Genomic DNA, 25,280 nt, shown 5'->3' with positions numbered 1-25,280 from the left:
GTCAGGTCCGCAGATGCGTCTCGAAGAACGCGAACACCCGCTGCCAGGCGTCCTCGGCGACGGCCTCGTTGTACCCGAACCCGGTGACCCGCAGCAGCGACTGGGCGGGCAACTGGTTGGCGAAGCTGTGTCCGGCGCCCGGGTAGACCTTGATGTCGGCGGCGATACCGTGCGCCTCGACGGCTCTGTTCAACTTCGCCGGCGCGCCCCGGCCGATCGGGTCGCGGGCGCCGAAGCTGGCCACGATCGGGCAGGCGCCGGTCAGCGTCTGCTCCAGATTCTTCGGCAACGGTGTCCCGTAGAACGGTGCTGAGGCACCGAAACCCTTGGGGGACATGATGAGCGCGAACTGGCCGCCCATGCAGAAACCGGCGATGCCCACCGTGCCGGTGCAGTCCGGGCGGCCCCGCAGGTAGTCGCGGGCCGCGGAGATGTCCTCGATGGCCGGGCCCTGTTTGGTCAGCGCCGCGCGCATCACCTTGGTGATGCAGCGGGCACGTCCGCCGCGCGCGTACAGGTTCGGGGTGACGGCGAGGTACCCGGCGGCCGCGATGCGCTCGGACACTGCCTCCTTGTCGGGCTGGTACCCGATGGCGTCGTGCACCACCACCACACCGGGCCAGGGACCGTCGCCCTCGGGAATGTCGACGAGCGCGTCGATGGGACCGGCCGGGGTGTCGAGCTCGATCGAGGGCATCCCTCAAATCTAGAGGCCGTAAGGTCACCTGTCGTGTCCGAATCCGTCGAACTGGCACCCCGGGTCATCGCCGCGCTGGGGGCGCTGCGCGAGGCCGGGGAGGTCCCGCTGCGCTGCAACACGGGCCCGATCCGCACCGCCATCGCCGCCGCCGTGCGGGCGCTCAACGAAGACACCCTCGGGTCCCGGGTCCGGCCCTGGCATCTGTCCGCGCTACGCCGCCGGGCCGCCGAACTCGGGCAGCTGACCGGCGCCGTCGCCGTGCACCTGGACGAGACCTTGCTGGTGGCCGAACTGCTACCCGGCCGCGAACGGATCGTGCTGTGCGGGGACGAGGACCACTGGCGGCTGGTCCGGTTCCTGGATCCCGCCGAGGCCGCCGACGAGGTCCGGCTGGTCCCCGAGACGGCCCGTGAGATCACCCTGGACGGGTTCTCACCGGATGCGGTGCTGGCAGCGCTGGGCGTCACCCGGCCCGACGATGTGGAGCTGGACGTCGAATCCGCGGACCTCGGTCAGGGGGAGACCCGGACGGTGCTGCGCTACCTGTTCACCGATGCCGGTCGCTCGGTGCTGGCCGAGGAGATCACCGACGAGATCTACGACGGCGCGACGCCGGCCTGGAGTCGGTTGCGGGGTGTGCTGATCGACGGCGGCCGCGGCGCGCTGGTCACCGCGAACCGGGACGGCGCCCAACTGATCACGGGTTGATAGCTTGACCCGGTGACTAGTGGTGAGGCGCAGCGGCCCCTGGCGGGCGTACGGATCATCGAGATTTCCAGCTTCGTGGCGGTGCCCCTGGCGGGGATGACGTTGGCCCAACTCGGGGCTGAGGTGATCCGGGTGGACCCGGTCGGCGGCGCCGCCGACTACAAGCGCTGGCCCGTCACCGAGGACGGCGACAGCATCTACTGGGCCGGGCTCAACAAGGGCAAGAGGTCGGTCGCGGTCGATATGCGTGCCCCCGAGGGCCAGGAGCTGATCCGCAAGTTGATCGCCGAGGCCGGCGTGCTGATCACCAATGTGGCCGGCCGGCCCTGGCATTCCTACGAGGAGCTGATCGGGCTGCGCCCGGATCTGATCCACGTCGAGATCTCCGGCCGGGCCGATGGCTCCACCGGTGTGGACTACACCGTCAACGCCGCGGTCGGGTTCCCGCTGGTGACCGGGCCGGCCAACCTGGCCACCCCGGTCAACCACGTGCTGCCGGCCTGGGATGTGGCCTGCGGCCTGTACGCCGCGCTGGCGGTGGCCACCGCCGTGCGCCACCGCGAGCTCACCGGCGCCGGGCAACAGATCGCCATTCCGCTGGAGAACGTCGCCCTGGCCACCGCGGGGAACCTGAGCTTCCTGACCGAGGTGATGGTCGGCGGCACCGAACGTCAACGGATCGGCAACTCGCTGTACGGCCAGTACGGGCAGAACTTCACCAGCCGCGACGGGATCGTGTTCATGCTGGTGGCGCTCACCGGTCGGCACTTCCGTGATCTGACCGAACTGACCGGCACCGCCAAAGCCGTTGCCGCTCTTGGTGAGGCGCTCGGGGCGGACTTCACCGACGAAGGGGAGCGCTATCGACACCGGGACGCGCTCACCGGTCTGTTCACGTTGTGGTTCGCCGAGCGCAGCGCCGAGGAGGTGAGCGCCGCCCTCGCGCAGACCTCGGTGCTGTGGGAGCGCTACCGCAGCTTCGCCGAGGTCGCCGCGGACGAGCGGGTGACCGCCAACCCGCTGTTCACCGAACTGGATCAGCCGCGGATCGGACAGTATCTCGCGCCCGGCCTGCCGATCTCCATCGACGGCAGCTACCCGGCCGCGGTGGCTGCCCCGGCGCTCGGCGATCACACCGCGCAGGTGCTGGCCGACCGACTCGGTCTGAGCGCCGCCGACATCGAACGGCTCACCGGAGCCGGCACCGTCGCATGAGCGACGCTCGCGGAGCGAATATGAGTGTGCTGCTGGACCTGCTGACCCTGAGCGCCCACGGCGAGGACGGCTGGGTCGGACCCGGCGCCGGACCGGTCGGCAAGCGTTCCTTCGGCGGTTTGTTCGCCGCGCAGAGCCTGGCCGCCGCCTGCGCCACCGTCGACGCCGGCGTGCGGCCCACCAATATGCACCTGCAGTTCCTGCGCGGTGGCGAGGCCGGTGACAGCTCCGACTACCGCGTCGAACGGATCTATGACGGGCGCACCGCGGCGGCGCGACGGGTCGAGACCCGACAGCACGGGCGACTGCTCAACACCGCGACGGTGTCGTTCTCCGCGCCGCTGGCCGGGCCCGAACACGGCACCCGGTCCTCGATGCCGGCGCATCCGGACACCCTGGAGCAGACCGGCCCGCCGGGCCCGGCGCCGTCCCTGCCGTTGGACGAGCTGGACATCCGGGTCGAGGACGACCGCTCCGGCGGGGAGTTCGTGCGGCGGATGTGGTGGCGGACCCGGTTCGAGCTGCCCGACCATGACCTGCTGCACACGCTGGTGGCGGTGTACGTCACCGACCTGTACGGCATCGACCCGATCCTGCAGGTGCACGGCCATGCGATGGCCGCCCGCACCCACCGCGGCGGGACCACCGACTCGTCGATCTGGTTCCACCGGCCGCTGCGGGCCGATCAGTGGAATCTGCTGGAGTCGCGTTCCCCGGCGGCGGCCGGCGGTCGCGGGGTGGTCACCGCATCGCTGGTACGTGCGGACGGGGTCATCGCCGCCACACTGGTCCAGGAGGGCCTGGCCGCCGACCGCTGACGGATCCGGCGGCGCAACACCGTCATCAGATGGGTCAACGCGACACCGACCACCAGCGAGGCGATCACCCCGACCAGGCGGTGCTCTCCGAACAGCGGATACACCTGGTAGTGGGTCAGGTAGGTGTACAGCGACGCCTCGGCCAGCACGGCCGCGGCACTGCTCACCGGGGCGGGGCAGCGGATCGCCGGCACCCAGATCAACAGGGCGAGTCCGCCGAAGACCAGCATCTCGCGGACGGTGTCGGGTCCGAAATAACCGTGCAGGCCGCCCGCCAGCACCAGCGTGATCGCGGCGCGTTGCCAGAACGTGGTCGCCTTGGACACCGCCCAGCCCGCCGCGAAGAACCAGAACGCCAGCATGGTGAACATGGCGTCGCGGACCGGGTACGGGCCGAAAATCTGGTAGCGCAGCGCCAGCCCGATCGCCAGGAAGGCGACCGCGAAGGCGAACGGGTGACGGCGCTCGGTCCGGTCGACGCCGGGCAGCCACAGCAGACCGGCCAGCAGCACCAGGATCCACACCAGTACCTCGATGAACCACAGCCGGCCCGAGGTCATGCTGTCCGGGGGCCCGAGGAACTTGTCGGCCAGCAGCAGATTGGTCAGGTGGTAGTGGTCGGTGAACAACAGGGTCAGCGCCACCCATGCCACCGCGGGGACCGCGATCCAGCCGATCGTGTTGCGCAGGTGCCGGATCCGGTCCCGGCGGTCGACGGCGGTCAGGCAGAACCGGCCGAAGTTGTAGCCGGCCACGCCGAGCAGAATGTGCGCCCCGCCCCACATCTGGAACAGTTCGGCGTGCGACCCGACGATGAGCACGATCGCCGCGGCCCGCAGCGCGACGCTGGTCTCCAGGGTGGTGCCCCACCGTCGCTTGGGGGCGCCGATACCCTCCAATTCGCGTAGCGAGAGTTGTTGCCATTGGGCCGGAAGCGTGCCCAACGCCTTTTCCAGCCGCACCGACATGGACACGTAGGTCAGCGAGTTGCCGCCGAGGTCGACGAAACTGGCGTCGGGGTCGATGGTGTCGGGGTCCAGGTGCAGCACATCGGCGAACACCTCCCGCAGCCGGGTCACGGCCGCTACCTGCGGGGCCAGCGCGCGCACCGCCGGGTAGTCCGGTTTCCCGGACGGCAGCATCGGCAACTCCTCGACGGTGATCGCGCGGACCGACCCGCCGGGTACCCGGGTGATGTCGGTGACCGCGGCGCGAACGGCGGCGGCCGGGTTCGTCGCGGCGATGACGAGAGTGTCCTCATCGGCCGCGCACAGCGCCTCGATGCCGCGTTCGCGGAGTTCGGTCTCGACCCGGGCGAGGTCGATGCGTAGACCGAACATCTTGACGAACCGGTTGGCCCGGCCGACCACCTCGAAGAGACCGTCGGGACCGCGCCGGGCCAGGTCGCCGGTGCGTAGCTCGTCGCTGCCGGGCCCCATGGCGAGGTCGGCGACGCGCTCCGCGTAGCCCATCATCACGTTGGGCCCGCGGTAGACGAGTTCGCCGATGTCCCCGTCGGCCGCCTCGCTCGCCCCGGCCACTTCGATGCGTAACTGCCCGCCGGGGATGGCGCGACCGATGGCGGTGGGCCGGGTGGCCGCCAGCTCCGGCGGTAGATACGCCATCCGGGCGGTGGCCTCGGTGGCGCCGTACATCACGTACAGCTGCCAGCCTCGGCGCTGTCCCAGCGCGGCGTACTGCTGCACCCGCTCGGGAGCCAGTTTGCCGCCCGCCTGGGTGATGTAGCGCAGGTGCGGCAGCGTCATCTCGGCGAAGCCCATCCGCTCCAGCAGGTCGAAGGTGTAGGGCACACCGGCGAACGAGGTAGCGCGGTGCCGCCGGAAGAGGTCCCAGAAGCTCTCGTCGATGACGGAGAGATCGGTCAGGATCAGCGCTGCCCCGCGGAGCAGGTGGCTGTGGATCACCGACAGTCCATAGCAGTACGACATGGGTAACGTCGTTGCCGCACAGTCGTTCTCGCCGACGTCGAGGTATTCGGCGATGGAACAGGCGTTGGCCAGCAGGTTCGCCGCCGACAGCCTGACCAGCTTCGGGGAACCGGTGCTGCCGGAGGTGGACATCAGCAGGGCGAGATCGGGATGCAGATCGTGGCCGCCCGCGGCGCGGTGGTGAATCCCGCCCGCGTCGATCACCACGTCGGGCCGGTAGGTGGCCAGCAGATCGGTGTGATCACTGCCCGGCGGCGCCGGCAGCACGACATGTCCGGCAGCCAGGGCGCCGAGATAGTGCACCAGGGTGGTGACGTCGTTGGCGGTTTCCAGCAGGACCAGTTTCCGGCCGCCACCGAGGTCGTCGGTCGCGACGCGGTGCACCCGGTCGGCCAGTTCGCGGTAGGTCAGGGTGATATCGGCGGTGTGCACCGCAGGGCGCGCACCGAATCCGCGCAGGTGAGCGATGAGAGCGTGCCGGGCGGGGATCACTTCAGCCCCGTCGGCGCGGCCGCGGGGCCGGACGCCCTGCCGCGGCTCGCGGAAACCACGGGGGAGACTGCCGGCGTAAACATGCTGTTCGGCAGTCTATCGGAGGTGGCGGACCCGAATTTCTGACACGGTCACCGCAGGACCAGGCCGCTGCCGAGCACCGAGATCCGGACCTTGGTGTGCACGTCGGGCGGGTCGATGCTGTGCTGGCGCACGGTGATCGGCGGGGTGTCACCACCGATGTCGATGGTGAGCAGCACGTCGTGGCCGAGGAATTCGGTACCCAGCACGGTTCCGATGCCCGGTTCGGATCCGCCGGCCGCATCGGTGCTCTCGGCGGCGACCAGCTGTTCGGGACGCAGCATCAACGTGCCGGGGCCGTCCGCGGCGGGGGTGCTCAGCCCGATCGCACCGAGCGCGGTTTCGGCCGCCCCGGAACGCACGGTGCACGGCAGGAAGACGCAGTCGCCGAGGAACTCGGCGGTGAAACGGTCCGCGGGCCGGCGATACACCTCGTGCGGAGTACCCACACTGGTGAAGCGGCCGTCGCGCATGACAGCGACCTGATCGGCGACGGACAGCGCCTCGCCCTGATCGTGGGTCACCAGCAGGGTCGTTACTCCGGCGTCGGTGAGAACCTTCGTCACCGCCTTCCGGGTGGCCGCCCGCAGACCGGTGTCGAGTGCGGAAAACGGTTCGTCGAGCAGCATCAGTGCGGGTTGTCGCGCCATCGCCCGGGCCAGGGCGACACGCTGCTGCTGGCCGCCGGACAGTTCGTGCGGGCGACGGGCGGCGAATGAAGGCTCCAGGGAGACGGTGTCGAGCAGTTCGGCCACCCGGGTCCGGACCGCTGCGCTGCGGGCCGGCCCGGGCAACCCGTAGGCGATGTTGGCGCCGACACTCAGGTGCGGGAACAGCGCGCCGTCCTGGGCGACATAACCGACCGAGCGGCGGTGCGGGGCCACGAAGGTGTCGGCGGAGGCCACCCGGCGGCCATCGATGTCGACGGTGCCGGCATCCGGGGCCTCGAATCCGGCGACCAACCGCAGCAGGGTGGTCTTGCCGCAGCCCGAGGCGCCCACCACCGCGGTGATGCTGCCGGGCGTGAGCGTCAGGTCGACCCCGTCGAGCACCGGGTGGCCGGTGAAGGTCTTGGTCAGCCCGCGGACCGTGAGGGTGTCGTTCACGAGACACTCCCTCGGGTCACTTCGCGGAACAGCGCCACCGTCACCGGGATCGACAGTGCGACCAACATCAGCGCGTAGGGCGCCGCGGCCGCGTAATCCAGTTCGCTCGACAGCGACCAGAACCGCATCGCCAAGGTCCGGGTTCCGGTCGGTGCGAGCAGCAGGGTGGCGGTCAGTTCGGTGGCCACCGCGACGAACACCAGGGCGGCGCCGGCACCGGCAGCGGGGGCGGTCAACCGCAGAGTCACCCGCACGAAACTACGCGCCGGCGACAACCCCAGTGACCGCGAGGCCTCCTCCAACCCCGGCGGTACCTGGGCCAACCCCGAGCGCAGGCTGACCAGCGCGCGGGGCAGAAACATCAGGACGTAAGCGCACAGCACCAGGGCCACGGTCTGATACAGCGGGGGAACGAACCGGATCGCGACGGTGACCAGTGCCAGGGCGGTGACGATCCCCGGCATGGAACTGGTGACGAAGTTGGCGCCCTCGACGGTGCGGGCGAATGCGCCGCTGTAGCGGACCGCCAGCCAGGCGAACGGGAACGCGGCCACCGTGGTGACCGCGGCGGCGACCGCGGCCAGGACCGCGGTCTGCCCGATCGCCTCACCCAGATCGGCCAACTCCCAGACCTGGACACCACCGATCCACAACCAGCGCAGCAGCGTCCACACCGGAACACCGAGCGCCAGCACAGTCAGCGCCGCGAGTCCGGCAGCGGCGGGAAAGTTCGTGGCGCGCAGACGAATCGGGGTGGCGGCCCGCGGCGCACCGGACCCGATCCGGGCGAACCGGGCGTTGCCGCGCAGCAGCGCCTCGCCGAGCAGCAGCACCAGGCACAGCAGCACCAGCACCCCGGCCAGGGTGGCGCCCGCGGCCCCGTCGAACGTCGCCTGGAACTGCTCGAAGATCGCGGTGGTGAAGGTGGAGAACCGCAGCATCGCGAACGCGCCGTACTCGGCGAGCAGGTGCACGCCGATGAGCAGTCCGCCGCCCAGGACGGCCAGGCGCAATTGCGGCAGGACCACCCGGAAGAAGACACCGGCGGTGCCGGAACCGAGCGCCCGCGCCGATTCCTCGATGGCCGGGTCGAGCCGGCGCAAGGCGGCCGCGGCGGGCAGGAACACGAACGGGAAGTACGACAGGGTGGTGACGAGCACGCCGGCCCAGAAGCCGTGCAGCGTCGGCCAGACACTGACCCAGGCATAACTGTTGATGAACGCGGGCACCGCCAGCGGCGCCACCAGCAGCGGACGCCATACCGCAGCACCGAACACGTCGGTGCGCTCCACCAGCCAGGCGGCGCCGACGCCGAGGACCACGCACAGCGGCACCGTCACCACCACCAGGCCCACGGTGTTGAGCAGCAGTTCGCCGACCCGGGGCCGCACCACCAGGTCGTAGATGCGGGCGGGGCCGGTGCTCACGACGGCCCACGCCACGTAGCCGAGCGGCACGAAGGTCAGCGCGACCAGCAGCCCGATGCCGGTGCTGAGCAGCGGCCCGGGCCGGGCCGGTGGCCGCGGTCCGGCGGTGGGTCGATCGGTCTGGGTGGAAACCACCTAGAGCAGGCCGGCCTTGGTCATCAGGTCGGTGACCTTGGTGGCGTCGAGGGTGGACGGATCCACCTTCGGTGCCTGCAAGGTGTCCAGCGGGGGCAGCGCCGGGTTGGCCGGAACCCCACTGGCGACCGGGTATTCGAACGAGGTGCCCTTCTCCAGGACTTCCTGGCCGGCTTGGGAGGTGATGAACTTGAGGAACTGCTGTGCCTGGTCCTTCTTCTTGCTGGACTCCAGCACCCCGCCGCCGGAGATGCTGATGAAGGCGCCGGGATCCTCGTTGCGGAAGTAGTGCAGCGCGGTGTTGCCGCTGATCTCCTTGGTCTTTGCCTGATCGCGGAACCAGTAGTAGTGGTAGATGATCCCGCCGTCGACCTCGCCGTCGTTGACCGCCCGCAGTGTGGCGATGTTGTCCTGGAGCAGCGTGGCGTTTGTCTTCATGCCGGCCAGCCACGCCTCGGTGGCCTGCTCACCGGTCAGCTGCAGGATCGCCGCGACGATGGCCTGGAAGTCGGCCTTCGGCGGCGGCGCGCCCCAGCGGCCCTTCCACTCGGGCTTCTCCAGATCCATGATCGAGCGGGGCAGTTCGCCCAGTTGCAGCTTGCCGGTGTTGTAGACGAAGACCGTGGTCCGCGCGGCGACACCGGTCCACTTGTTGGTCGACGGGCGGTACTCGGCCGGCACCTGCTCGACGGTGCCGGCGTCCACGTCGGCGAACAAGCCGGCCCTCTCGACAGCCGCCATGGCAGGGGAGTTCTCGGTCAGGAAGACATCGGCCGGCGACGCGTCGCCCTCGGCGATGAGCTGATTGCCGAGTTCGGTGTCCCCGCCCTGCCGGTAGGTGACCTTGATGCCGGTCTCCTCGGTGAACGCATCGATCCACTCTTTGGTCAGGGATTCGTGCTGGGCGTTGTAGATCAGTAGTTCATCGGGTTCGTCGGACGAACATGCCGTGGCCGACGCGACCACAGCGACGACGGACAACACCGCCGCCAGACGGCTCCACCGGATTCTCATGAGGCAATCCTGTCACCCCGTACCTAGGTAAGGGTTGCCTTCATGGGATTTTCACAGGCAGCGCAGCGCGGGACGTTGCTCCTGCACCTCGGTGCCGTGCAGGAAGTAGCGGCCGGTGCCGTCGGACCATTCGACGGCGGGTCGACCGGTGTCGCAGTGCAGCACCTGGCGGCGGCTGTCGGCGTAGCGGGTGATCGGCATCGGCACCAGCAGAACCTGCCGCTGCACCGGCAGGATCCAGCCCAGGCCGAGCCGCTCGGCCGCGCGCATCGCGGGGGAGAACCGCGCCCAGCGGCTCACCGAGACCACCGTGTTCGGCGGCAGCCAGTCCGCCTCGGGCAGCGCGGCGACGAACCGGTTGTAGAGCTTGTCGCGTTCGTCGGTGAGCAGGATCGTCTCCGGCAGGCCCTCGACCTCGTTGTTGCCCGACCAGCGAGCCATCCGCCGCCAGCGCCGGTCCGGGCCGATCTGCGCAGCGATGCTCAACGCCCGATCCAGTTGCGGCACCACCGAATACCCGGTGTGCCTGCCCACGTCGTGGGCGGCGCAGAACTCGGAGACCAGCGCGACGGCCGTCTCGGCGTCAAAAGTCCCGGTGGGGGCCGGGAAATCCATATGGCCGGCGAAGGTGGGAATCGACATGGCATGAGAGTAAGGACGGGTACCGACAAGTTGACGTGTCGTCCAGCAAGCGACGAGATCGTGCGGGTCGGCGGGATTTCAAGCAGGATCGAGAAATGAAACCGATCGTGATGGCCGCGGGCGGGTTTGCCGCCGTCGCCGTGTCCGCCCTGTCCGCAGTGAGCGCTCCCATCGCCGCGGCGGCTCCGCCGTGCTCGGCGAGCAATCTGGCCACCGTCGCCAGCGGTGTACTGAATCAGGCCGGCGGCTACCTGGACGCGCATCCCGGCGCGAACGACGTGCTGACCGCGGCCGCCAACCAGTCCACCGCCGATGCGCAGAACTCGGTGCGCGGCTACTTCGTCACGCATCCGGGGGAGTTCCTGGACCTGCAGAACATCGCGCGCCCGCTGATCGATCTGCGGCATCAGTGCGGGGTGGCGGTGTCCCCAGGTCAGCTGGCGGCGCTCATCGACGCGCTGAGCTGATCACCGCCGTTCACCGGGGCGGTTTGATGCTGGATACGACCAGCTGCATGTAGGGGCGGTAGAGATTCTGGCCGTCGATGTGACTGTCGAGGGTGATGCCGTTGTTGGCGGCCAGGATCACCCTGGCCAGGGTCTCGGCTTCGATGGTCAGTGTGCCGCCGATGCGTGCGACGTTCTTGCTGATGAAGTCGCCGAGCGCGCGGACGGTTTCGGCTCGTTGGGCGGCGACTCGTTCCCGCGCTTCGGGATTGCGCAACAGGAACAGGGTGAGTTCGCAGCCCAGGGCGGCCCGGTCGGTGCTGTTGCTGAGCTGATGCCAACGCTCGGCGAGTTCATCGAGGTCGACGTCGTCGAGGCGATGAAAGGACGCCATCACCTCGGCGAAGCCGTCCAGGAATCTGTCGCGTTGCCGGTCCACCACGGCGAGGAACAGTGTCTCCTTCGCGCCGAACTGAGAGTAGATGGCACCCCGGGTGAAACCGGCGGCCTCGGCGATCTCCTCGAGGGCCGCGCCGCTCAGACCCTTCCGGGCGAAGACCTCCTCGGCGGCGTCGAGCAACACCTCGCGAATGTGCTCGGCCCGGCGCTCCTTGGTCCAACGTTCAGCCACGAGGGCCATCATCGCACCTGCGCGCCGCCGGATTCCCGAGTCCGGGAATGACGGGGTCACCGGCTCCTTGGCGCGTTCACCTGGTGTTGTGGCAATTCTGATTCACTATTGTATCCGAGATACATGAGTGTATCGTGAGTCACGTCACGTCCGGGGCCAATTGTCGGCCGCTAACACATCGGTGGCACGGGCAGCCCCCGAACACTCGGTTCGAGAACCCGTCCCGGCGATCGTCGACGAGGAGAACTCATGGTGATGTCAACACCGCGCCCCGGCGAGTGGACCGAACTGGATTCCGGAACGGGGCTGGGCCTCGAGGACGTCGCGCCGGGAACGTTCAACATGACCATCCAGACCGATCGGTACACCAGCCGGGAGTACGCGGACCGGGAGCGGGAAGCCATCTGGATGCGGGTGTGGCAGGTCGTGGGCCGCGCCGAGGATCTGCCCAAACCCGGCGACTGGAAAAAGCACGACATCGGCGACCAGTCGTTCATCGTCGTCCGCGGCAAGGACGACAAGCTGCGCGGATTCGTCAACGCCTGCCGGCATCGGGGAAATGCGTTGTGCATCACCGAGACCGGAAACGCCAAGCGCGGCTTCCTGTGCCAATACCACCTGTGGTCCTACAACCTGGACGGCAAGCTGCGCGGTGTGTTGCGCGAGGAACTCGCCGGCCAGATCGACAAGAGCGACAACTCGCTGCTCGAGGTGCCCGTCGACACCTTCGCCGGATTCATCTTCCTCAACCCCGACCCCCAGGCCGCGCCGCTGCGCGAGTATCTGGGCGAGGAGGTGTACCGACTCCTGGAGCCCTACAACATCGAGCAGTTCACCACGGTGATGGACGTCAAGGAGGCCATCGACTGCAACTGGAAGGTGGTGATGGACGCCTTCGAGGAGGGCTACCACATCAACGGGATCCACCCTCAGTTGCTGGCGGTGCTGAACATCAATCCGAAGACCGCGCGCTACCAGTTCTTCGAGAATCACAGTGTGGCCGTGGCGCCCTTCGAGGTGCAGGGCGCCGGCGCGCAGAAACAGGTCGAAGGGATCCTGGCACTGCCGGAGACCTTTCCCGGCACCGTGGCGGTGATTCCCCGGTTCCAGGAGTTGATCGCGCCGTATCAGGCCGACAACGGCGACGTCGACTTCCCCGAGGGCGTCACCGCGCGGGCGCTGCTGCAGGAGGCCACCCGGGACGTTCTGACCGGGATGGGCCTGGACGTCAGCGGTCTGACCGACAATCAGATGAGCGACAACCAGGGATGGGTGCTGTTCCCCAACTACTTCATGACCGTGCGTGCCGGGGAATGCCACGTGGTGATGTCCGCTCCGCATCCGGACGGGGATCCCCACCACTGCATCTGGCACGTCGCCAGCTACATGTATCTGCCCGAGGAGTTCCGCGACGCCGTGCGGGCCGAACCGATCGTCGTGGAAGAACCGGGAAGCTACAAGTATTTCGAAGCGCTGCACCAGGATTACATCCAGATGCCGCGCCAGCAGAAGGGACTGCGCAACAACCGCCTCGATCACATGTCGCTGGTCAAGGAGGAAGTCGTCATCGCGCACTTCCACTCCGTGATCGACCGCCACATGACCGGGGCGCAGGTGAACGCATGACCACCCGGTAGGGCCGGAACTCTCAGAGTCGGCCGTAGCGGCAGCGCACGAAGCTGTACGCGCCGAACGCGGCGATACCGAGACCGGCGATCACCAGCAGGAACTTTCCGAACGGCGCCTCACCGAGTGTCTTGACCGCCGCGTCCAGACCGGACGCCTTGGCCGGGTCGGCCTGCAGGGTGGCCACGATGACGAGGATGCCCGCGCCGGCGAGCACGAGGCCCTTGGCGGTGTACCCGGCGATGCCGACCGCGGTGACGGCGGTGCCGCCGGAGACCCGCAGATCCTTGAAGAACCGCTTCGAGCCGCCCTTGTACACGTGGTAGCCGCCGACGCCGAGGATGCCGAGGCCGACGACGATCAGCAGCACCTTGCCCCAGCCCGACTGCATCAGCTGCGCAGACAGTCCCGCGTTCTGTTGTCCGCTGGATTGCCCGGAGCCGGTCGCGAACCGCAACGCGGAGAACGCGATCGCGATGTTGGCGATCGCCAGACCGATGGACTTCGCGCGTTTCCAGGCCGGGGAGTCGTCGTTGCCGGAGCGCTCACTGGGCTTGGATCCGAGGATGGACTCGGCCAGCCGCCAGAGCCCGAGGGCGAACAGGCCCAGCGCGACGATCCACAGCATGATCTTTCCGCCGGTCTGCGCAGCCAGGGTGGCCAGCGCCCCGGACTGGTCGGCGTTGCCACCTGTGCCGAACGCCAACCGCACGACAATGTAGCCCAGCAGCAAGTGCAGCACGCCGCTGGTGGCGAACCCGACCCGGGCCGCGTACTGGAAGGCGTCGCTGTCGGTGGCGCGGTCCACGGCACCATGGACCGGGTGGGCGCTCATGCTCATCTCGACTCCTCCACATGCGGACAGATGGCTGCGGGTACCCGACTGTTGACGCCGGTGAAACATCGGGTGTGGGCGGTCCAGATGGGTCAGGATGGACCGATGGCGAAGTACGACGTCAACCCGGCGGCGGTGGACTGGGCCGCCGGCCTCATCGACAAACGGCAGTACGTCCTCGACAGCGATTGGGGGCAGGTGCAACCCCGGGCCGACGCGCAGAACGCATACCTGGAGAGCCACGATTGGGATGAGTACGCGCAATGGCATCTCGGCCTCACCGAGGGCGCCAACGACGATACGAAAGCCCGATATGCGTTCATCTACGGCGATTTTCGCAGGGTGCATCGAACCGGCCTGATCGCCTGCGTGTACCGGGCCGCGGAGTGGCGGCACAAGGCGGTTGAGCTGGCCGCCCACGACCTGCTGCAGCGCCTGGACAAGGCGGCCGGGATCGAGTGAGCGAGCGCATCCCTGTGGACGAATCCGTGACTGTGGATAACCGGGAGCCCGGCACGCCCCGCTGAGTGATCTTGTCGGTCGCCGTGGCGAGGGTGGGCGCATGGACACCCACAAGGAAACCTGGACTCGTGCCGAGATCGGTGCGCTCGGTGAGCAGCTGGCGGTGCAGCATCTGGAATCGCTGGGTTTGACGGTGCTGGAACGCAATTGGCGGTGCCGCTACGGCGAACTCGATGTGATCGCCCTCGACGAGGTGGCCCGCGTCGTCGTCTTCGTCGAGGTCAAGGCTCGCACCACCGACCGATTCGGGGGCGTCGCCTACGCGGTGACCCCGGACAAGCTGCGCCGGTTGCGGCGGCTGGCCGGGCTGTGGTTGGCCCGGGGCGGGCAGAGTTGGGCGGGGGTGCGCATCGATGTCATCGGGGTGCGGTTCGGCCGCACCCGGACCCCGGAGCTCACGCACCTGCAGGCGGTCGGCTGATGGCGCTCGGGCGGGCGTACGCGGTGGCCATCCGCGGGCTGGACGGCATCACGGTGGAGATCGAGGCCGACATCAGTGGCGGACTACCCGGGGTGCATCTGGTCGGGCTTCCCGATACCGCGCTGCAGGAGTCCCGGGACCGGGTGCGTGCAGCAATCACCAACTGCGGCAACAGGTGGCCCGACACCCGGCTGACGCTGGCGCTGTCGCCGGCCACCCTGCCCAAGAACGGGTCCATGTATGACCTGGCCCTGGCCGCGGCCGTCGTCTCGGCACAGTTGAAGAAGGCGTGGCCGCGGTTGGAGAAGACGGTGCTGCTCGGAGAGTTGGCCCTCGACGGCCGGGTGCGGCCGGTCAACGGCGTGCTGCCGGCGGTGCTGGCGGCCAAGGGCGACGGCTGGCCGGCGGTGGTGGTGCCGCTCGAGAACCTGGCCGAGGCGAGCCTGGTCGACGGTATCGAGGTGTGGGGTGTGCAGGACTTCCAGCAGTTGCAGTCCTGGTTCCGGGGCAAGCAGGAGTTGGCCGCCCGCATCGAGGATGCCGGTGTCGGCACTGCCCCGCACTGCGTGGACCTGGCCGACCTGATCGGGCAGACCGAAGCGCGGGTGGCGGTCGAGATCGCCGCTGCGGGAGCCCATCACCTGTTGTTGACCGGTCCGCCCGGGATTGGCAAAACCATGCTGGCGCAACGCCTCCCCGGTCTGCTGCCGGAGCTGACCGAACAGGAGGCGATCGAGGTCACGGCGATTCATTCCATCGCCGGCACCCTGGCACCCGAGACACCGCTGATCACCCGGCCCACCTTCATCGCCCCACATCATTCCTCGACGGTGGCAGCGATGGTGGGCGGCGGCACCGGGATGGCCCGCCCGGGCGCGGTCAGCCGGGCCCACCGTGGGGTGCTGTTCCTCGACGAATGCGCCGAGATCGGCACCCATGTGCTGGAGGCACTGCGAACCCCGTTGGAGGACGGCGAGATCCGGCTCGCCCGCCGTGACGGGGTGGCCCGGTATCCGGCCAGGTTCCAGCTGGTGATGGCGGCCAACCCGTGCCCGTGCGCCCCCACCGATCCGAAGGACTGCCTGTGCAACGCCGGCGCAAAGCGACGTTATCTGGGCAAGCTGTCGGGTCCGCTGATGGATCGCGTCGACCTCAAGGTGGAGATGCATCCCATCCGGGCCGGCGCCTTCACCCACGAGGTGGGGGAGCCGACCGCGGCGGTACGGGCCCGGGTAGCCGCGGCCCGGGAGGTCGCCGCCGCCAGGTGGCGACAATTGGGGGTGCGCACCAACGCCGAGGTCCCGGGTCCCGCGCTGCGCAACGAGTTCCGGCCCGGCGACGCGACCATGGCGTTGCTGCGGGCCGCGGTCGACCGTGGAAAGCTCAACCTGCGCGGCGCCGACCGCACCTTGCGGATCGCCTGGTCGATCGCGGATCTGGCCGGGGTGACCTCACCGACCCCGGACCATGTCGCCACGGCGCTGAGCTTCCGTCAGGGCGGTGCGCGATGAGCGACGAACGACGCCGGGCCTGGGCGTACCTGTCCCGGGTGGCCGAATCGCCGTGCGAAGACCTCACGATGTTCGTGGCGAAGTACGGACCGCTCGAAGCTGCGGCGATGGTAAAGGCCGGCCAGGCTCCAGACAAGCTGCAACCCAGGGTCGAGGCACGATGCGAAATCGACACCGCCGCAGATGATCTCGATCGGCTCGACCGCCGCGGCGGACGGCTGATCACCCCAGACGACGCGGAGTGGCCACAGCTGGCGTTCACCGTGTTCGGTTCAGCGGAGGTACGGCAGAAGGAATCCGGGCGGACACCGCTGGTGTTGTGGGCGATCGGCCCGGCCCGGTTGGACCGGGTTGCGGCGCGGGCCGCGGCAATTGTCGGCACCCGGGCGGCCACCGCCTACGGCGAGCACGTCGCCGCGGATCTGGGCGCGGGCCTGGCCGAACGGGATGTCGCAGTGGTGTCGGGCGCCGCCTACGGGATCGATGGTGCCGCGCACCGGGCAGCCCTCGGCGTGGACGGCGTCACCGTCGCCGTGCTGGCCTGCGGTATCGATGTTCCTTATCCGGCAGGGCATTCCGCGCTGTTGCACCGGATCGGCGGCAGCGGGCTGGTGGTCACCGAGTATCCGCCCGGTGTGCGTCCGGCCCGGCACCGGTTCCTGACCCGAAACCGGCTGGTGGCTGCGCTGTCGGGCGCGACCGTGGTGGTGGAGGCGGGGTTGCGCAGCGGTGCCGCCAACACCGCGGCCTGGGCCGAGCTGATGGGCCGGCCGGTGTGCGCGGTGCCGGGCCCGGTGACCTCGTCGGCCTCCGCGGGCTGTCATGCCCTGCTGCGCCGTGACGACGTGCAACTGATCAGCCGCCCGGAGCAGGTGGTGGAGATCGTCGGGCGCATCGGTGAGCTGGCCGAGGACCCCGAGCATCCGCAGACGCCATTGGACGGGCTGTCCCGGGAGGAGACGCTGGTGTACGAGGCGTTGCCGGGGCGGGGCACCCGCACCGTGGAGGAGATCGCGGTGGCTGCCGGTATGCCCGCCGAACAGGTGCTCGGGCCGCTGGCGTTACTGGAGATGTCCGGGCGGGTACAGCGACGAGAGGGCCAGTGGCGGATCGCGCGGGGATGAACAATGTCCGCCGCGTAGCCGACCACCCGGGTGGACCGGCTCGTAGAGTGGTCCGGGAGATGCTGAAACGATTGCGAAGGAAGATTGTGGCGGGACGTCCGATTCACACATTCGAGGTGATCAGCACCGAGCAGCTGGCACCACACATGATCCGACTGATCCTCGGCGGGGTCGGGTTCGACACCTTCAAACCGGGTGAATTCGCCGATTCCTACGTCAAGATCGCCATCGTCGATCCCAGCGTGGACATCCTGGAACTCCCGCATCCGCTCACCCTGGACAGCTTCGACAAACTTCCCGAGCACAAGCGACCCACCGTGCGCACCTACACCGTGCGCTCGGTCGACGACTCGCTACGCCAGATCGCCATCGACTTCGTCGTGCACGGCGAGCAGGGCGTCGCCGGACCGTGGGCGGCCGCGGCCAAACCCGGTGACCCCGTCTACCTGATGGGACCGAACGGCGCGTACGTCCCCAACCCGGATGCGGACTGGCATCTGCTGGCAGGTGACGAAGCAGGCCTGCCCGCCATCAGCGCGGCGCTGGAGGCGTTGCCGCCCAACGCGATCGGCAAGGCCTTCATCGAGGTGAGCGGGCCGGACGACGAGATCCCGCTCAAGGCGCCCGAGGGCGTCGACGTGCACTGGATCTACCGCGGCGGCCGCGCCGACCTGGTCAGCGACAACATCGCCGGGGACAACGCGCCGCTGGTCGCCGCGGTCAAGGAGATGGCGTGGCTGCCCGGGCAGGTGCAGGTGTTCGTGCACGGCGAGGCGCAGACCGTGATGCACAATCTACGGCCCTACCTGCGCAAGGAACGCGGCGTGGACGCCAAGTGGGCATCCATCTCCGGGTACTGGCGGCGCGGCCGCACCGAAGAGACCTTCCGGCAATGGAAGGCCGAACTGGCCAAGGCGGAGGCCGGACAGCAAGACTGACCCCATGGCATTCGGCGACTACCAGCTCGAGATCTACCTGCAGGGCCTGGCCGGGGTGGTGCCATCGCTACCGATGGCCTTCGCCGAACTGGAGACCCGCGCCCAGTCGGCGATGTCACCGTCGGTGTGGTCCTACGTCGCCGGCGGGGCCGGTGACGAGCGGACCCAGCAGGTCAACGTCACCGCCTTCGAACACTGGGGTCTGATGCCCCGGATGGGTGTCGGCGCCACCGAACGCGACCTGACCGTCGACCTGTTCGGGATGACACTGCCCTCGCCGGTATTCATGGCGCCCATCGGGGTCACCGGGATCTGCAGCCGCGACGGGCACGGCGACCTGGCCGTCGCGCGCGCCGCCGCCCGCACCGGGGTGCCGATGACGGTGTCCACCCTGACCGCGGACCCACTGGAGGACATCGCCGCCGAATTCGGGGACACCCCAGGCTTTTTCCAGCTCTACACACCCAAAGATCGCGACTTGGCCGCCAGCTTCGTGGCCCGCGCCGAGGCCGCCGGTTACCGCGCCATCGTGGTCACCCTGGACACCTGGGTGCCCGGCTGGCGTCCCCGCGATCTGAGCACGTCGAACTTCCCGCAGCTACGCGGACACTGCCTGTCGAACTACACCAGCGACCCGGTGTTCCGGACCGCGCTGGCCCAGCCGCCCGAGCAGAACCCGCAGGGTGCGGTGCTGCAGTGGGTGTCCACCTTCGGGCAGCCGGTCACCTGGGACGACCTGGCCTGGCTGCGCACCCTGACCACGCTGCCGCTGCTGGCCAAGGGCATCTGTCACCCCGACGATGTGCGCCGGGCCCGCGACGCCGGCGTCGACGGCATCTACTGCTCCAACCACGGCGGCCGCCAGGCCAACGGCGGGGTCCCGGCCATCGACTGTCTGCCCGACGTGGTGGCCGCCGCCGACGGCATGCCGGTGCTCTTCGACTCCGGGGTGCGCAGCGGCGCCGACATCGTCAAGGCGCTGGCGCTGGGCGCCACCGCGGTCGGCGTGGGGCGGCCGTATGTATACGGGCTGGCCCTGGGCGGCACCGACGGCGTCGTGCACGTACTGTGCTCCCTGCTGGCCGAGACCGACCTGATCATGGCGATCGACGGCTACCCGGCGCTGACCGATCTCACCCCGGATACGTTGCGGCGCGTCCCCTAGACAGCGCGGCGCCATCTGCGACGGTAGGGGAGTGCAAGCCCTTCTCGAAGAGTTCGACGAGTACCTGGCGCTGCAGCGGGGCCGCTCGGCGCACACCCGGCGCGCCTACCTCAGCGACCTGCGTTCGCTGTTCGAGTTCACCGGTGGCGGGTTGGAGACGTTGACGCTGCCACGACTGCGGTCCTGGCTGGCCGCCCAGGCGGGGGCGGGCGCGGCGCGCACCACACTGGCCCGGCGCACCTCGGCGATCAAGACGTTCACCGCCTGGGCGGTGGGCCGCGGGCTGCTCACCGCCGACCCGGCGGCCCGGTTGCAGACCCCCAAGGCGCACCGCACCCTGCCCTCGGTGCTACGCCAGGACCAGGCTCTCGACGCCATGGACGCCCTCAATTCCGGTGCGCAGCAGGGAGATCCGATCGCCCTGCGGGACCGTCTGATCGTCGAGCTGCTCTATGCCACCGGGATCCGGGTCAGCGAGCTGTGCGGCCTGGACATCGACGACGTGGACCGCTCCCGGCGGGTGCTCCAGGTGCTCGGCAAGGGCAACAAGCAGCGCACCGTGCCGTTCGGGGAACCCGCCGAGGATGCGTTGACCGCCTGGCTGGACACCGGCCGGCCCGCGCTGGCCATCCCGGCCTCGGGGCCGGCGCTGCTGCTGGGCGCCCGCGGCGGGCGACTCGACCAGCGTCAGGCCCGCACCGTGGTGCACCAGACCATGTCCGCCGTCGACGGCGCCCCCGACATCGGCCCGCACGGACTGCGGCACAGCGCGGCCACCCACCTGCTGGAGGGTGGTGCGGATCTGCGCGTCGTACAGGAGTTGCTCGGGCATTCGACCCTGGCGACCACCCAGCTCTACACCCACGTCACGGTCGCCCGGCTGCGGGCCGTGCACGACCAGGCGCATCCGCGCGCCTGACATGCTCGAAGCCGTCCGCGCCGTCATCGACCTCGCCTCGGGGCCCGTCTCCTATCTGACCTGGGTTCCCGTCCAGCCGGCTCCCGCCCCGACGGTGCTGCTGCTGCACGGCGGCGGGGTGGACAACGCCTCGTTGTCGTGGGGATCGCTCGGCCCCCGGCTCGCCGACACCGGTTACCGCGTCATCGCCCCGGATCACCCCGGTTACGGGCACAGCCCATCGGCGCCGCAGCCGGTGACCCAGGAACGACTGGTCGGCTACGTCCGGGAATTCACCGACGCGCTCGGCCTCGACCGGTATGCCGTCGGCGGGCTGTCGCTCGGGGGCGGCATGACGATCGGGCACCTGCTGGACCGCCCGGACCGGGTGACCGCCGCGATGCTGCTGGGCAGCTACGGCATCATGCCCCGGCTCTCCGACGGGCCGCTGTCGCTGCCCCGACAGCTCCTGACCTGGGCGATGCTGCGCACCGGTCTGCTGGGCTCGACGACCCGGTGGGTCGGGGCGCACCGCACCCTGATGGTCGCGAGCCTGCGCCAGTTGATCCGGAACCCGGCTCAGCTGACCGATGACCTGATCGACGAGGTGATGGCCGCCGCCGCCTGCCCGGGTGGGTTCACCGCATTCGCCCAGTGGCAGCGCGATCAGGTCCGGTGGAACCGGTTGCGCACCGACTACACGCCCCGGCTGCCGTCCATCACGGTCCCGGTGCTGTTGGTGCACGGTGATCGCGACACCGGTGTGCCGATCGCGCGTGCCCGAGCCGCTGCCCGGGCGATCCCGGGTGCCTGGCTGACGGAAGTCCCCGGGGTCGGGCACTGGGTGCAGCGCGATGCCCCCGACGTGGTGCTCGATGCGATGGTGGAGTTCCTGGGCGGGCCCACGGTCAGCCGGGGCGCACGGGCTTGAGCCGGATCGGCGTGACCTCCAGCAGGCCCAGCGGATCCACGTAGTCCGCCCGCGCGGCCGGGCCCCACATCGCACCCCAGTGCAGGCACGCGGCCACCGGACAGCCGGCATGCCCGTCCAGCAGCACTCCCAGCGCCGACCCGGCCTGCACCGCCTGCCCGGGCCGCACCGCCGCGCGCACCGGTTCATAGCTGGTGCGCAACCCGCCCGGGTGCTGCACCGAGACCAGCGGCCGCCCGGCCAATTCACCGGCGAACACCACCGTGCCCGCCGCGCCCGCGTACACCGGCTGACCTGTGACCCCGGCCAGGTCCACCCCGCGGTGACCGCGGGTCCAGTCCGGTCGGGGTGCGTCGAACGCACGGGTCACCGTGGGCTCGGGGTGCAGCGGCCAGCGCAGTCCGGCGCTCTCGGCCGACGCCGGCGCAGCGCACAGCAGCACCGCCGCGAACACCGCGAGAAGCCGCATCACTTCACTTCAGTACGCCGGAGACGTCGGCAGAAGGGGCTCGGGCCAGGATGTGGACGAACCGGGGACTGTGCATTCTTCGGGTGGTAAAAGCACAGGTTCCAACGGTGTAAACTTCTCCCCGCAGCTCACATCCGTGGGCTGACTTCGCGCGCCTGCACCGCAACCGCTCCCACCGGGTTGCGACCAGCATGCCGGGCGGTCCTGATCCGGGAAACCGAATCGGGTCCGGCAGCAAGCAGGCGCCAGGGTCCGGTATCACCCGATTCCGGACGACAACCGAGAATGAAGGCTGGCCAAAACATGGCTGTTGTAACCATGAAGCAGCTGCTCGACAGCGGCGCTCACTTCGGGCATCAGACCCGACGCTGGAACCCCAAGATGAAGCGGTTCATCTTCACCGACCGCAACGGCATCTACATCATCGATCTGCAGCAGACGCTGACCTACATCGACTCGGCCTACGAGTTCGTCAAGGAAACCGTCGCGCACGGCGGCAGCATCATGTTCGTCGGCACCAAGAAGCAGGCGCAGGAATCGATCGCCGAAGAGGCCACCCGCGTCGGCATGCCGTACGTGAACCAGCGCTGGCTCGGCGGCATGCTCACCAACTTCTCCACCGTGCACAAGCGCCTTCAGCGGATGAAGGAGCTGGAGGCCATGGAGCAGACCGGTGGCTTCGAGGGTCGCACCAAGAAGGAAATCCTCATGCTCACGCGTGAGAAGAACAAGCTGGAGCGGTCGCTCGGCGGTATCCGCGACATGGCCAAGGTTCCCTCGGCCGTCTGGGTCGTCGACACCAACAAGGAGCACCTGGCGGTCGCCGAGGCTCGCAAGCTGAACATCCCGGTCATCGCGATCCTGGACACCAACTGCGATCCCGACGTGGTCGACTACCCGATCCCGGGCAACGACGACGCGATCCGTTCGGCCGCACTGCTGACCAAGGTGATCGCCTCCGCGGTCGCCGAGGGCCTGCAGGCGCGTTCGGGTGGCAAGGCCGAGGCCGAGACTGCCGAGCCGCTCGCCGAGTGGGAGCAGGAGCTGCTGGCCGGTGCGACCACCAGCCCCGCCGAAGGCGCTGCTGCCGCCGAAACCCCCACCGACGCTTCCTAATCTCCAGGAGAGAGCTGTTATGGCGAACTACACCGCTGCCGACGTCAAGCGACTGCGGGAGCTGACCGGCGCAGGAATGATGGACTGCAAGAACGCGCTGGCCGAGAGCGACGGCGATTTCGACAAGGCCGTCGAGGTGCTGCGCATCAAGGGTGCCAAGGACGTCGGCAAGCGCGCCGAGCGCGCGACCGCCGAGGGCCTGGTGGCAGCCAAGGACGGCGCACTCATCGAGCTGAACTCGGAGACCGACTTCGTCGCGAAGAACGCCGAGTTCCAGGCGCTGGCCGACAAGGTCGTCACCGCCGCCGCGGCCGCCAAGGCCGGCGACGTGGACGTCCTCAAGGCCGTCGAGGTCGACGGCACCACGGTCGAGCAGCTGATCGCCGACCTGTCGGCCAAGATCGGCGAGAAGCTCGAACTGCGCCGGGTGGCCTACTTCGACGGTCAGGTCGAGACCTACCTGCACAAGCGGGCGGCCGACCTGCCGCCCGCCGTGGGTGTGCTCGTCGAGTTCACGGGTGACTCGCAGGACGCCGCACACGCGGTCGCCCTGCAGATCGCTGCGCTGAAGGCCAAGTACCTCACCCGCGAGGACGTGCCCGAGGACATCGTCGCCAACGAGCGTCGTATCGCCGAGGAGACCGCCAAGGAGGAGGGCAAGCCCGAGCAGGCGCTGCCCAAGATCGTGGAGGGTCGCGTCACCGGCTTCTACAAGGACGTCGTGCTGCTGGACCAGCCGTCGGTGTCCGACAACAAGAAGACCGTCAAGGCGCTGCTCGACGAGGCCGGCGTGACCGTGTCGCGGTTCGTCCGCTTCGAGGTCGGCCAGGCCTGATCCAGACCAGAAGAACCCCGCGTCACCTCGGTGGCGCGGGGTTCTCTGCTTTTACGGCCACCCGCTGGTACGTGCTGGTACCGTCGGGGCATGGCTCGCATCCACGCCTTCGGCGATGACGCTCTCGGGGATCTGGACGCGGTGGGACTGGTCGCCGCGCTGCGCGAGGGTGCGGTGTCCCGGCGCGAGCTGATCGACGCGGCGATCGCGCGTGTCGAGGCCGTCGATCCGGTGCTCAACGGGCTGGCGTACCGGGCGTTCGACTCGGCTCGCGCGGCCGCCCCGCACGGCGGTTTCCTGTCCGGGGTTCCTACCTTCGTCAAGGACAACGCCAACGTGGCGGGCATGCCCACGATGGAGGGCACCGACGCCTGGACGCCGCGACCGGCTGCCAGGGACGGCGACTGGGCCCGCACCTACCTGGGCACCGGACTGGTGGCGCTGGGTAAAACGCAGCTCTCCGAGTTCGGTTTCAGCGCCTCGGCCGAGCATCCCCGCCTGGGCTCCGTACGCAATCCGTGGAACACCGAGTACACCGCCGGGGCCTCCTCGTCGGGGTCGGGGGCGTTCGTCGCCGCCGGGGTGGTGCCCATCGCGCACGCCAACGACGGCGGCGGATCGATCCGGATCCCGGCGGCCTGCAACGGGCTGGTGGGCCTCAAACCCTCCCGCGGACGGCTGCCGCTGGACAAGCAGATGCGTCAGATGCCGATCCGCATCGTCGCCAACGGTGTGCTGACCCGCTCGGTGCGCGACACCGCGGCCTTCTACCGGGAGGCCGAACTGCTCTGGCGCAATCCGAAGCTCCCCGCGATCGGTGACGTCGCGGGCCCCGGCAGGCGTCGGCTGAACATCGCCATGTGCACGGAATCGATTGCGCGGCAAGCCAGCCCGGAGGTCTGCGAGATCGTCGAGAAGTCCGTCGCACTGCTGGAGGGGCTCGGCCACCGGGTGACCCGGATCGGCAATCCGGTGCCGGCCAGCTTCATGGAGGATTTCCTGCTGTACTGGGCGCTGCTGTCCTACGCCCTGGTGCGTGGCGGCAAGCGGACGTTCGGGCCGAGTTTCGATCGCACCCGGCTCGACAACCTCACCCTCGGGCTGGAGGACCACGCGGCCCGCAATCTGGCCAAGCTGCCCCTGACGATGACCAGGCTGGCCCGCACCCGTCGGGCCACCGCCCGGGCCACCGCTCGCTACGACGTGGTGCTCACCCCGACGCTGGCCGAGGCGACCCCCCGACTGGGTCACCTGGACCCCACCGCCGACTACCGCCAGATCATCGACCGGCTGGTGGATTGGGTGGCGTTCACGCCGCTGCAGAACGTCACCGGCGAACCGGCGATCTCGTTGCCGCTCGGGCAGTCCGAGTCCGGGTTGCCGGTCGGGATGATGTTCGGCGCCCCGGTCGGACACGACCGGAGGCTGTTGGAGCTGGCCTACGAGATCGAGCAGGCCGCACCGTTCCGGCGCATCCAGGACTGAACCGGCGACGAATTCCGTTGCGGGCGCGACATCTTGTCTT

Annotated in this window: 24 protein-coding genes and 1 pseudogene; 16 read left to right on the top strand and 9 right to left on the bottom strand. The window is 69.3% G+C overall.

Annotated features, from left to right (window positions below; translation table 11 throughout):
• Position 1: 1 nt before the first annotated feature.
• Positions 2-697 carry a dienelactone hydrolase family protein gene (locus V4U86_RS17310; protein WP_395307186.1) on the bottom strand — a complete coding sequence of 232 codons (696 nt, stop codon included), beginning with the start codon at positions 695-697 and terminating at the stop codon, positions 2-4.
• A gap of 33 nt (positions 698-730) precedes the next feature.
• Here V4U86_RS17310 and V4U86_RS17305 point away from each other — a divergent pair, with 33 nt between their 5' ends.
• Genes V4U86_RS17305 through V4U86_RS17295 form a run of 3 tightly spaced genes read left to right on the top strand, consistent with a single transcriptional unit; the run spans position 731 to position 3,441 of the window.
• A complete protein-coding gene (locus V4U86_RS17305) occupies positions 731-1,408 on the top strand; it encodes a hypothetical protein (protein WP_395307185.1) in 678 nt (225 codons plus the stop codon).
• A 12-nt stretch (positions 1,409-1,420) separates the two neighbouring features.
• Positions 1,421-2,623 (top strand): CoA transferase, encoded by a 1,203-nt coding sequence (locus V4U86_RS17300; RefSeq protein WP_395307184.1) that lies wholly within the window; start codon positions 1,421-1,423, stop codon positions 2,621-2,623.
• A 20-nt stretch (positions 2,624-2,643) separates the two neighbouring features.
• Positions 2,644-3,441, top strand: a complete 798-nt coding sequence (locus V4U86_RS17295) for an acyl-CoA thioesterase (protein WP_395307183.1) — start codon at positions 2,644-2,646, stop codon at positions 3,439-3,441.
• Between the two features lie 995 nt (positions 3,442-4,436).
• Here V4U86_RS17295 and V4U86_RS29120 read toward each other — a convergent pair.
• From V4U86_RS29120 to V4U86_RS17270, 5 genes and pseudogenes are all read right to left on the bottom strand, one after another.
• Positions 4,437-5,522: pseudogene (locus V4U86_RS29120) on the bottom strand (non-ribosomal peptide synthetase); the annotation flags it as partial.
• A gap of 491 nt (positions 5,523-6,013) precedes the next feature.
• The gene (locus V4U86_RS17285) at positions 6,014-7,069 is read right to left on the bottom strand and encodes an ABC transporter ATP-binding protein (protein WP_395307182.1); all 1,056 of its coding nucleotides are present in this window, start codon (positions 7,067-7,069) and stop codon (positions 6,014-6,016) included.
• A complete protein-coding gene (locus tag V4U86_RS17280; protein WP_395307181.1) occupies positions 7,066-8,631 on the bottom strand; it encodes an ABC transporter permease in 1,566 nt (521 codons plus the stop codon). The genes V4U86_RS17285 and V4U86_RS17280 overlap by 4 nt, the downstream gene beginning before the upstream one ends.
• Entirely contained in the window at positions 8,632-9,645 is a 1,014-nt protein-coding gene (locus V4U86_RS17275; protein WP_395307180.1) for an iron ABC transporter substrate-binding protein, read from the bottom strand.
• A 51-nt stretch (positions 9,646-9,696) separates the two neighbouring features.
• The gene (locus tag V4U86_RS17270; protein WP_395307179.1) at positions 9,697-10,287 is read right to left on the bottom strand and encodes a hypothetical protein; all 591 of its coding nucleotides are present in this window, start codon (positions 10,285-10,287) and stop codon (positions 9,697-9,699) included.
• Positions 10,288-10,382: 95 nt separating this feature from the next.
• Here V4U86_RS17270 and V4U86_RS17265 point away from each other — a divergent pair, with 95 nt between their 5' ends.
• Positions 10,383-10,754, top strand: a complete 372-nt coding sequence (locus V4U86_RS17265; RefSeq protein ID WP_395307178.1) for a hemophore-related protein — start codon at positions 10,383-10,385, stop codon at positions 10,752-10,754.
• Between the two features lie 10 nt (positions 10,755-10,764).
• On the opposite strand, the gene V4U86_RS17260 is transcribed toward V4U86_RS17265, so the two are convergent.
• On the bottom strand, positions 10,765-11,364 hold the full coding sequence (locus V4U86_RS17260; RefSeq protein ID WP_395307177.1) for a TetR/AcrR family transcriptional regulator: 600 nt from the start codon (positions 11,362-11,364) through the stop codon (positions 10,765-10,767).
• Between the two features lie 255 nt (positions 11,365-11,619).
• Between V4U86_RS17260 and V4U86_RS17255 the strand changes: the two genes are divergently transcribed.
• Positions 11,620-12,990, top strand: coding sequence for an aromatic ring-hydroxylating oxygenase subunit alpha (locus V4U86_RS17255; RefSeq protein ID WP_395312090.1), 1,371 nt, complete (start codon positions 11,620-11,622; stop codon positions 12,988-12,990).
• A 22-nt stretch (positions 12,991-13,012) separates the two neighbouring features.
• On the opposite strand, the gene V4U86_RS17250 is transcribed toward V4U86_RS17255, so the two are convergent.
• Complete coding sequence (locus tag V4U86_RS17250) at positions 13,013-13,831, bottom strand: DUF1206 domain-containing protein (RefSeq protein ID WP_395307176.1); 819 nt, start codon at positions 13,829-13,831, stop codon at positions 13,013-13,015.
• A gap of 99 nt (positions 13,832-13,930) precedes the next feature.
• Between V4U86_RS17250 and V4U86_RS17245 the strand changes: the two genes are divergently transcribed.
• The 8 genes from V4U86_RS17245 to V4U86_RS17210 all read left to right on the top strand — a co-directional run bounded on the left by V4U86_RS17245 (position 13,931) and on the right by V4U86_RS17210 (position 21,335).
• The gene (locus V4U86_RS17245) at positions 13,931-14,287 is read left to right on the top strand and encodes a hypothetical protein (protein ID WP_395307175.1); all 357 of its coding nucleotides are present in this window, start codon (positions 13,931-13,933) and stop codon (positions 14,285-14,287) included.
• 100 nt (positions 14,288-14,387) lie between these two features.
• Positions 14,388-14,768 (top strand): YraN family protein, encoded by a 381-nt coding sequence (locus V4U86_RS17240; RefSeq protein WP_395307174.1) that lies wholly within the window; start codon positions 14,388-14,390, stop codon positions 14,766-14,768.
• Entirely contained in the window at positions 14,768-16,279 is a 1,512-nt protein-coding gene (locus V4U86_RS17235; protein ID WP_395307173.1) for a YifB family Mg chelatase-like AAA ATPase, read from the top strand. The genes V4U86_RS17240 and V4U86_RS17235 overlap by 1 nt, the downstream gene beginning before the upstream one ends.
• Positions 16,276-17,403 (top strand): DNA-processing protein DprA, encoded by a 1,128-nt coding sequence (gene dprA / locus V4U86_RS17230; protein ID WP_395307172.1) that lies wholly within the window; start codon positions 16,276-16,278, stop codon positions 17,401-17,403. The genes V4U86_RS17235 and dprA overlap by 4 nt, the downstream gene beginning before the upstream one ends.
• Before the next feature lie 86 nt (positions 17,404-17,489).
• Entirely contained in the window at positions 17,490-18,341 is an 852-nt protein-coding gene (locus V4U86_RS17225; protein WP_395307171.1) for a siderophore-interacting protein, read from the top strand.
• A gap of 4 nt (positions 18,342-18,345) precedes the next feature.
• A complete protein-coding gene (locus V4U86_RS17220; RefSeq protein ID WP_395307170.1) occupies positions 18,346-19,506 on the top strand; it encodes an alpha-hydroxy-acid oxidizing protein in 1,161 nt (386 codons plus the stop codon).
• Positions 19,507-19,537: 31 nt separating this feature from the next.
• Entirely contained in the window at positions 19,538-20,425 is an 888-nt protein-coding gene (locus V4U86_RS17215; RefSeq protein WP_395307169.1) for a tyrosine recombinase XerC, read from the top strand.
• A 1-nt stretch (position 20,426) separates the two neighbouring features.
• Complete coding sequence (locus tag V4U86_RS17210; RefSeq protein WP_395307168.1) at positions 20,427-21,335, top strand: alpha/beta fold hydrolase; 909 nt, start codon at positions 20,427-20,429, stop codon at positions 21,333-21,335.
• Here V4U86_RS17210 and V4U86_RS17205 read toward each other — a convergent pair.
• Positions 21,313-21,804: a M23 family metallopeptidase gene (locus V4U86_RS17205; RefSeq protein ID WP_395307167.1), complete on the bottom strand. Its 492-nt coding sequence runs from the start codon at positions 21,802-21,804 to the stop codon at positions 21,313-21,315. The genes V4U86_RS17210 and V4U86_RS17205 overlap by 23 nt on opposite strands.
• Before the next feature lie 303 nt (positions 21,805-22,107).
• Here V4U86_RS17205 and rpsB point away from each other — a divergent pair, with 303 nt between their 5' ends.
• From rpsB to V4U86_RS17190, 3 genes are all read left to right on the top strand, one after another.
• Positions 22,108-22,920: a 30S ribosomal protein S2 gene (rpsB, locus tag V4U86_RS17200; RefSeq protein WP_395307166.1), complete on the top strand. Its 813-nt coding sequence runs from the start codon at positions 22,108-22,110 to the stop codon at positions 22,918-22,920.
• Positions 22,921-22,939: 19 nt separating this feature from the next.
• Positions 22,940-23,755: a translation elongation factor Ts gene (tsf, locus tag V4U86_RS17195; protein ID WP_395307165.1), complete on the top strand. Its 816-nt coding sequence runs from the start codon at positions 22,940-22,942 to the stop codon at positions 23,753-23,755.
• Positions 23,756-23,845: 90 nt separating this feature from the next.
• Positions 23,846-25,240, top strand: a complete 1,395-nt coding sequence (locus V4U86_RS17190; protein ID WP_395307164.1) for an amidase — start codon at positions 23,846-23,848, stop codon at positions 25,238-25,240.
• Positions 25,241-25,280: the final 40 nt, after the last annotated feature.

This window comes from Mycobacterium sp. AMU20-3851, assembly GCF_043974665.1.
GTDB lineage: Bacteria > Actinomycetota > Actinomycetes > Mycobacteriales > Mycobacteriaceae > Mycobacterium.
This window is presented reverse-complemented; position numbering and strand designations above follow the sequence as displayed.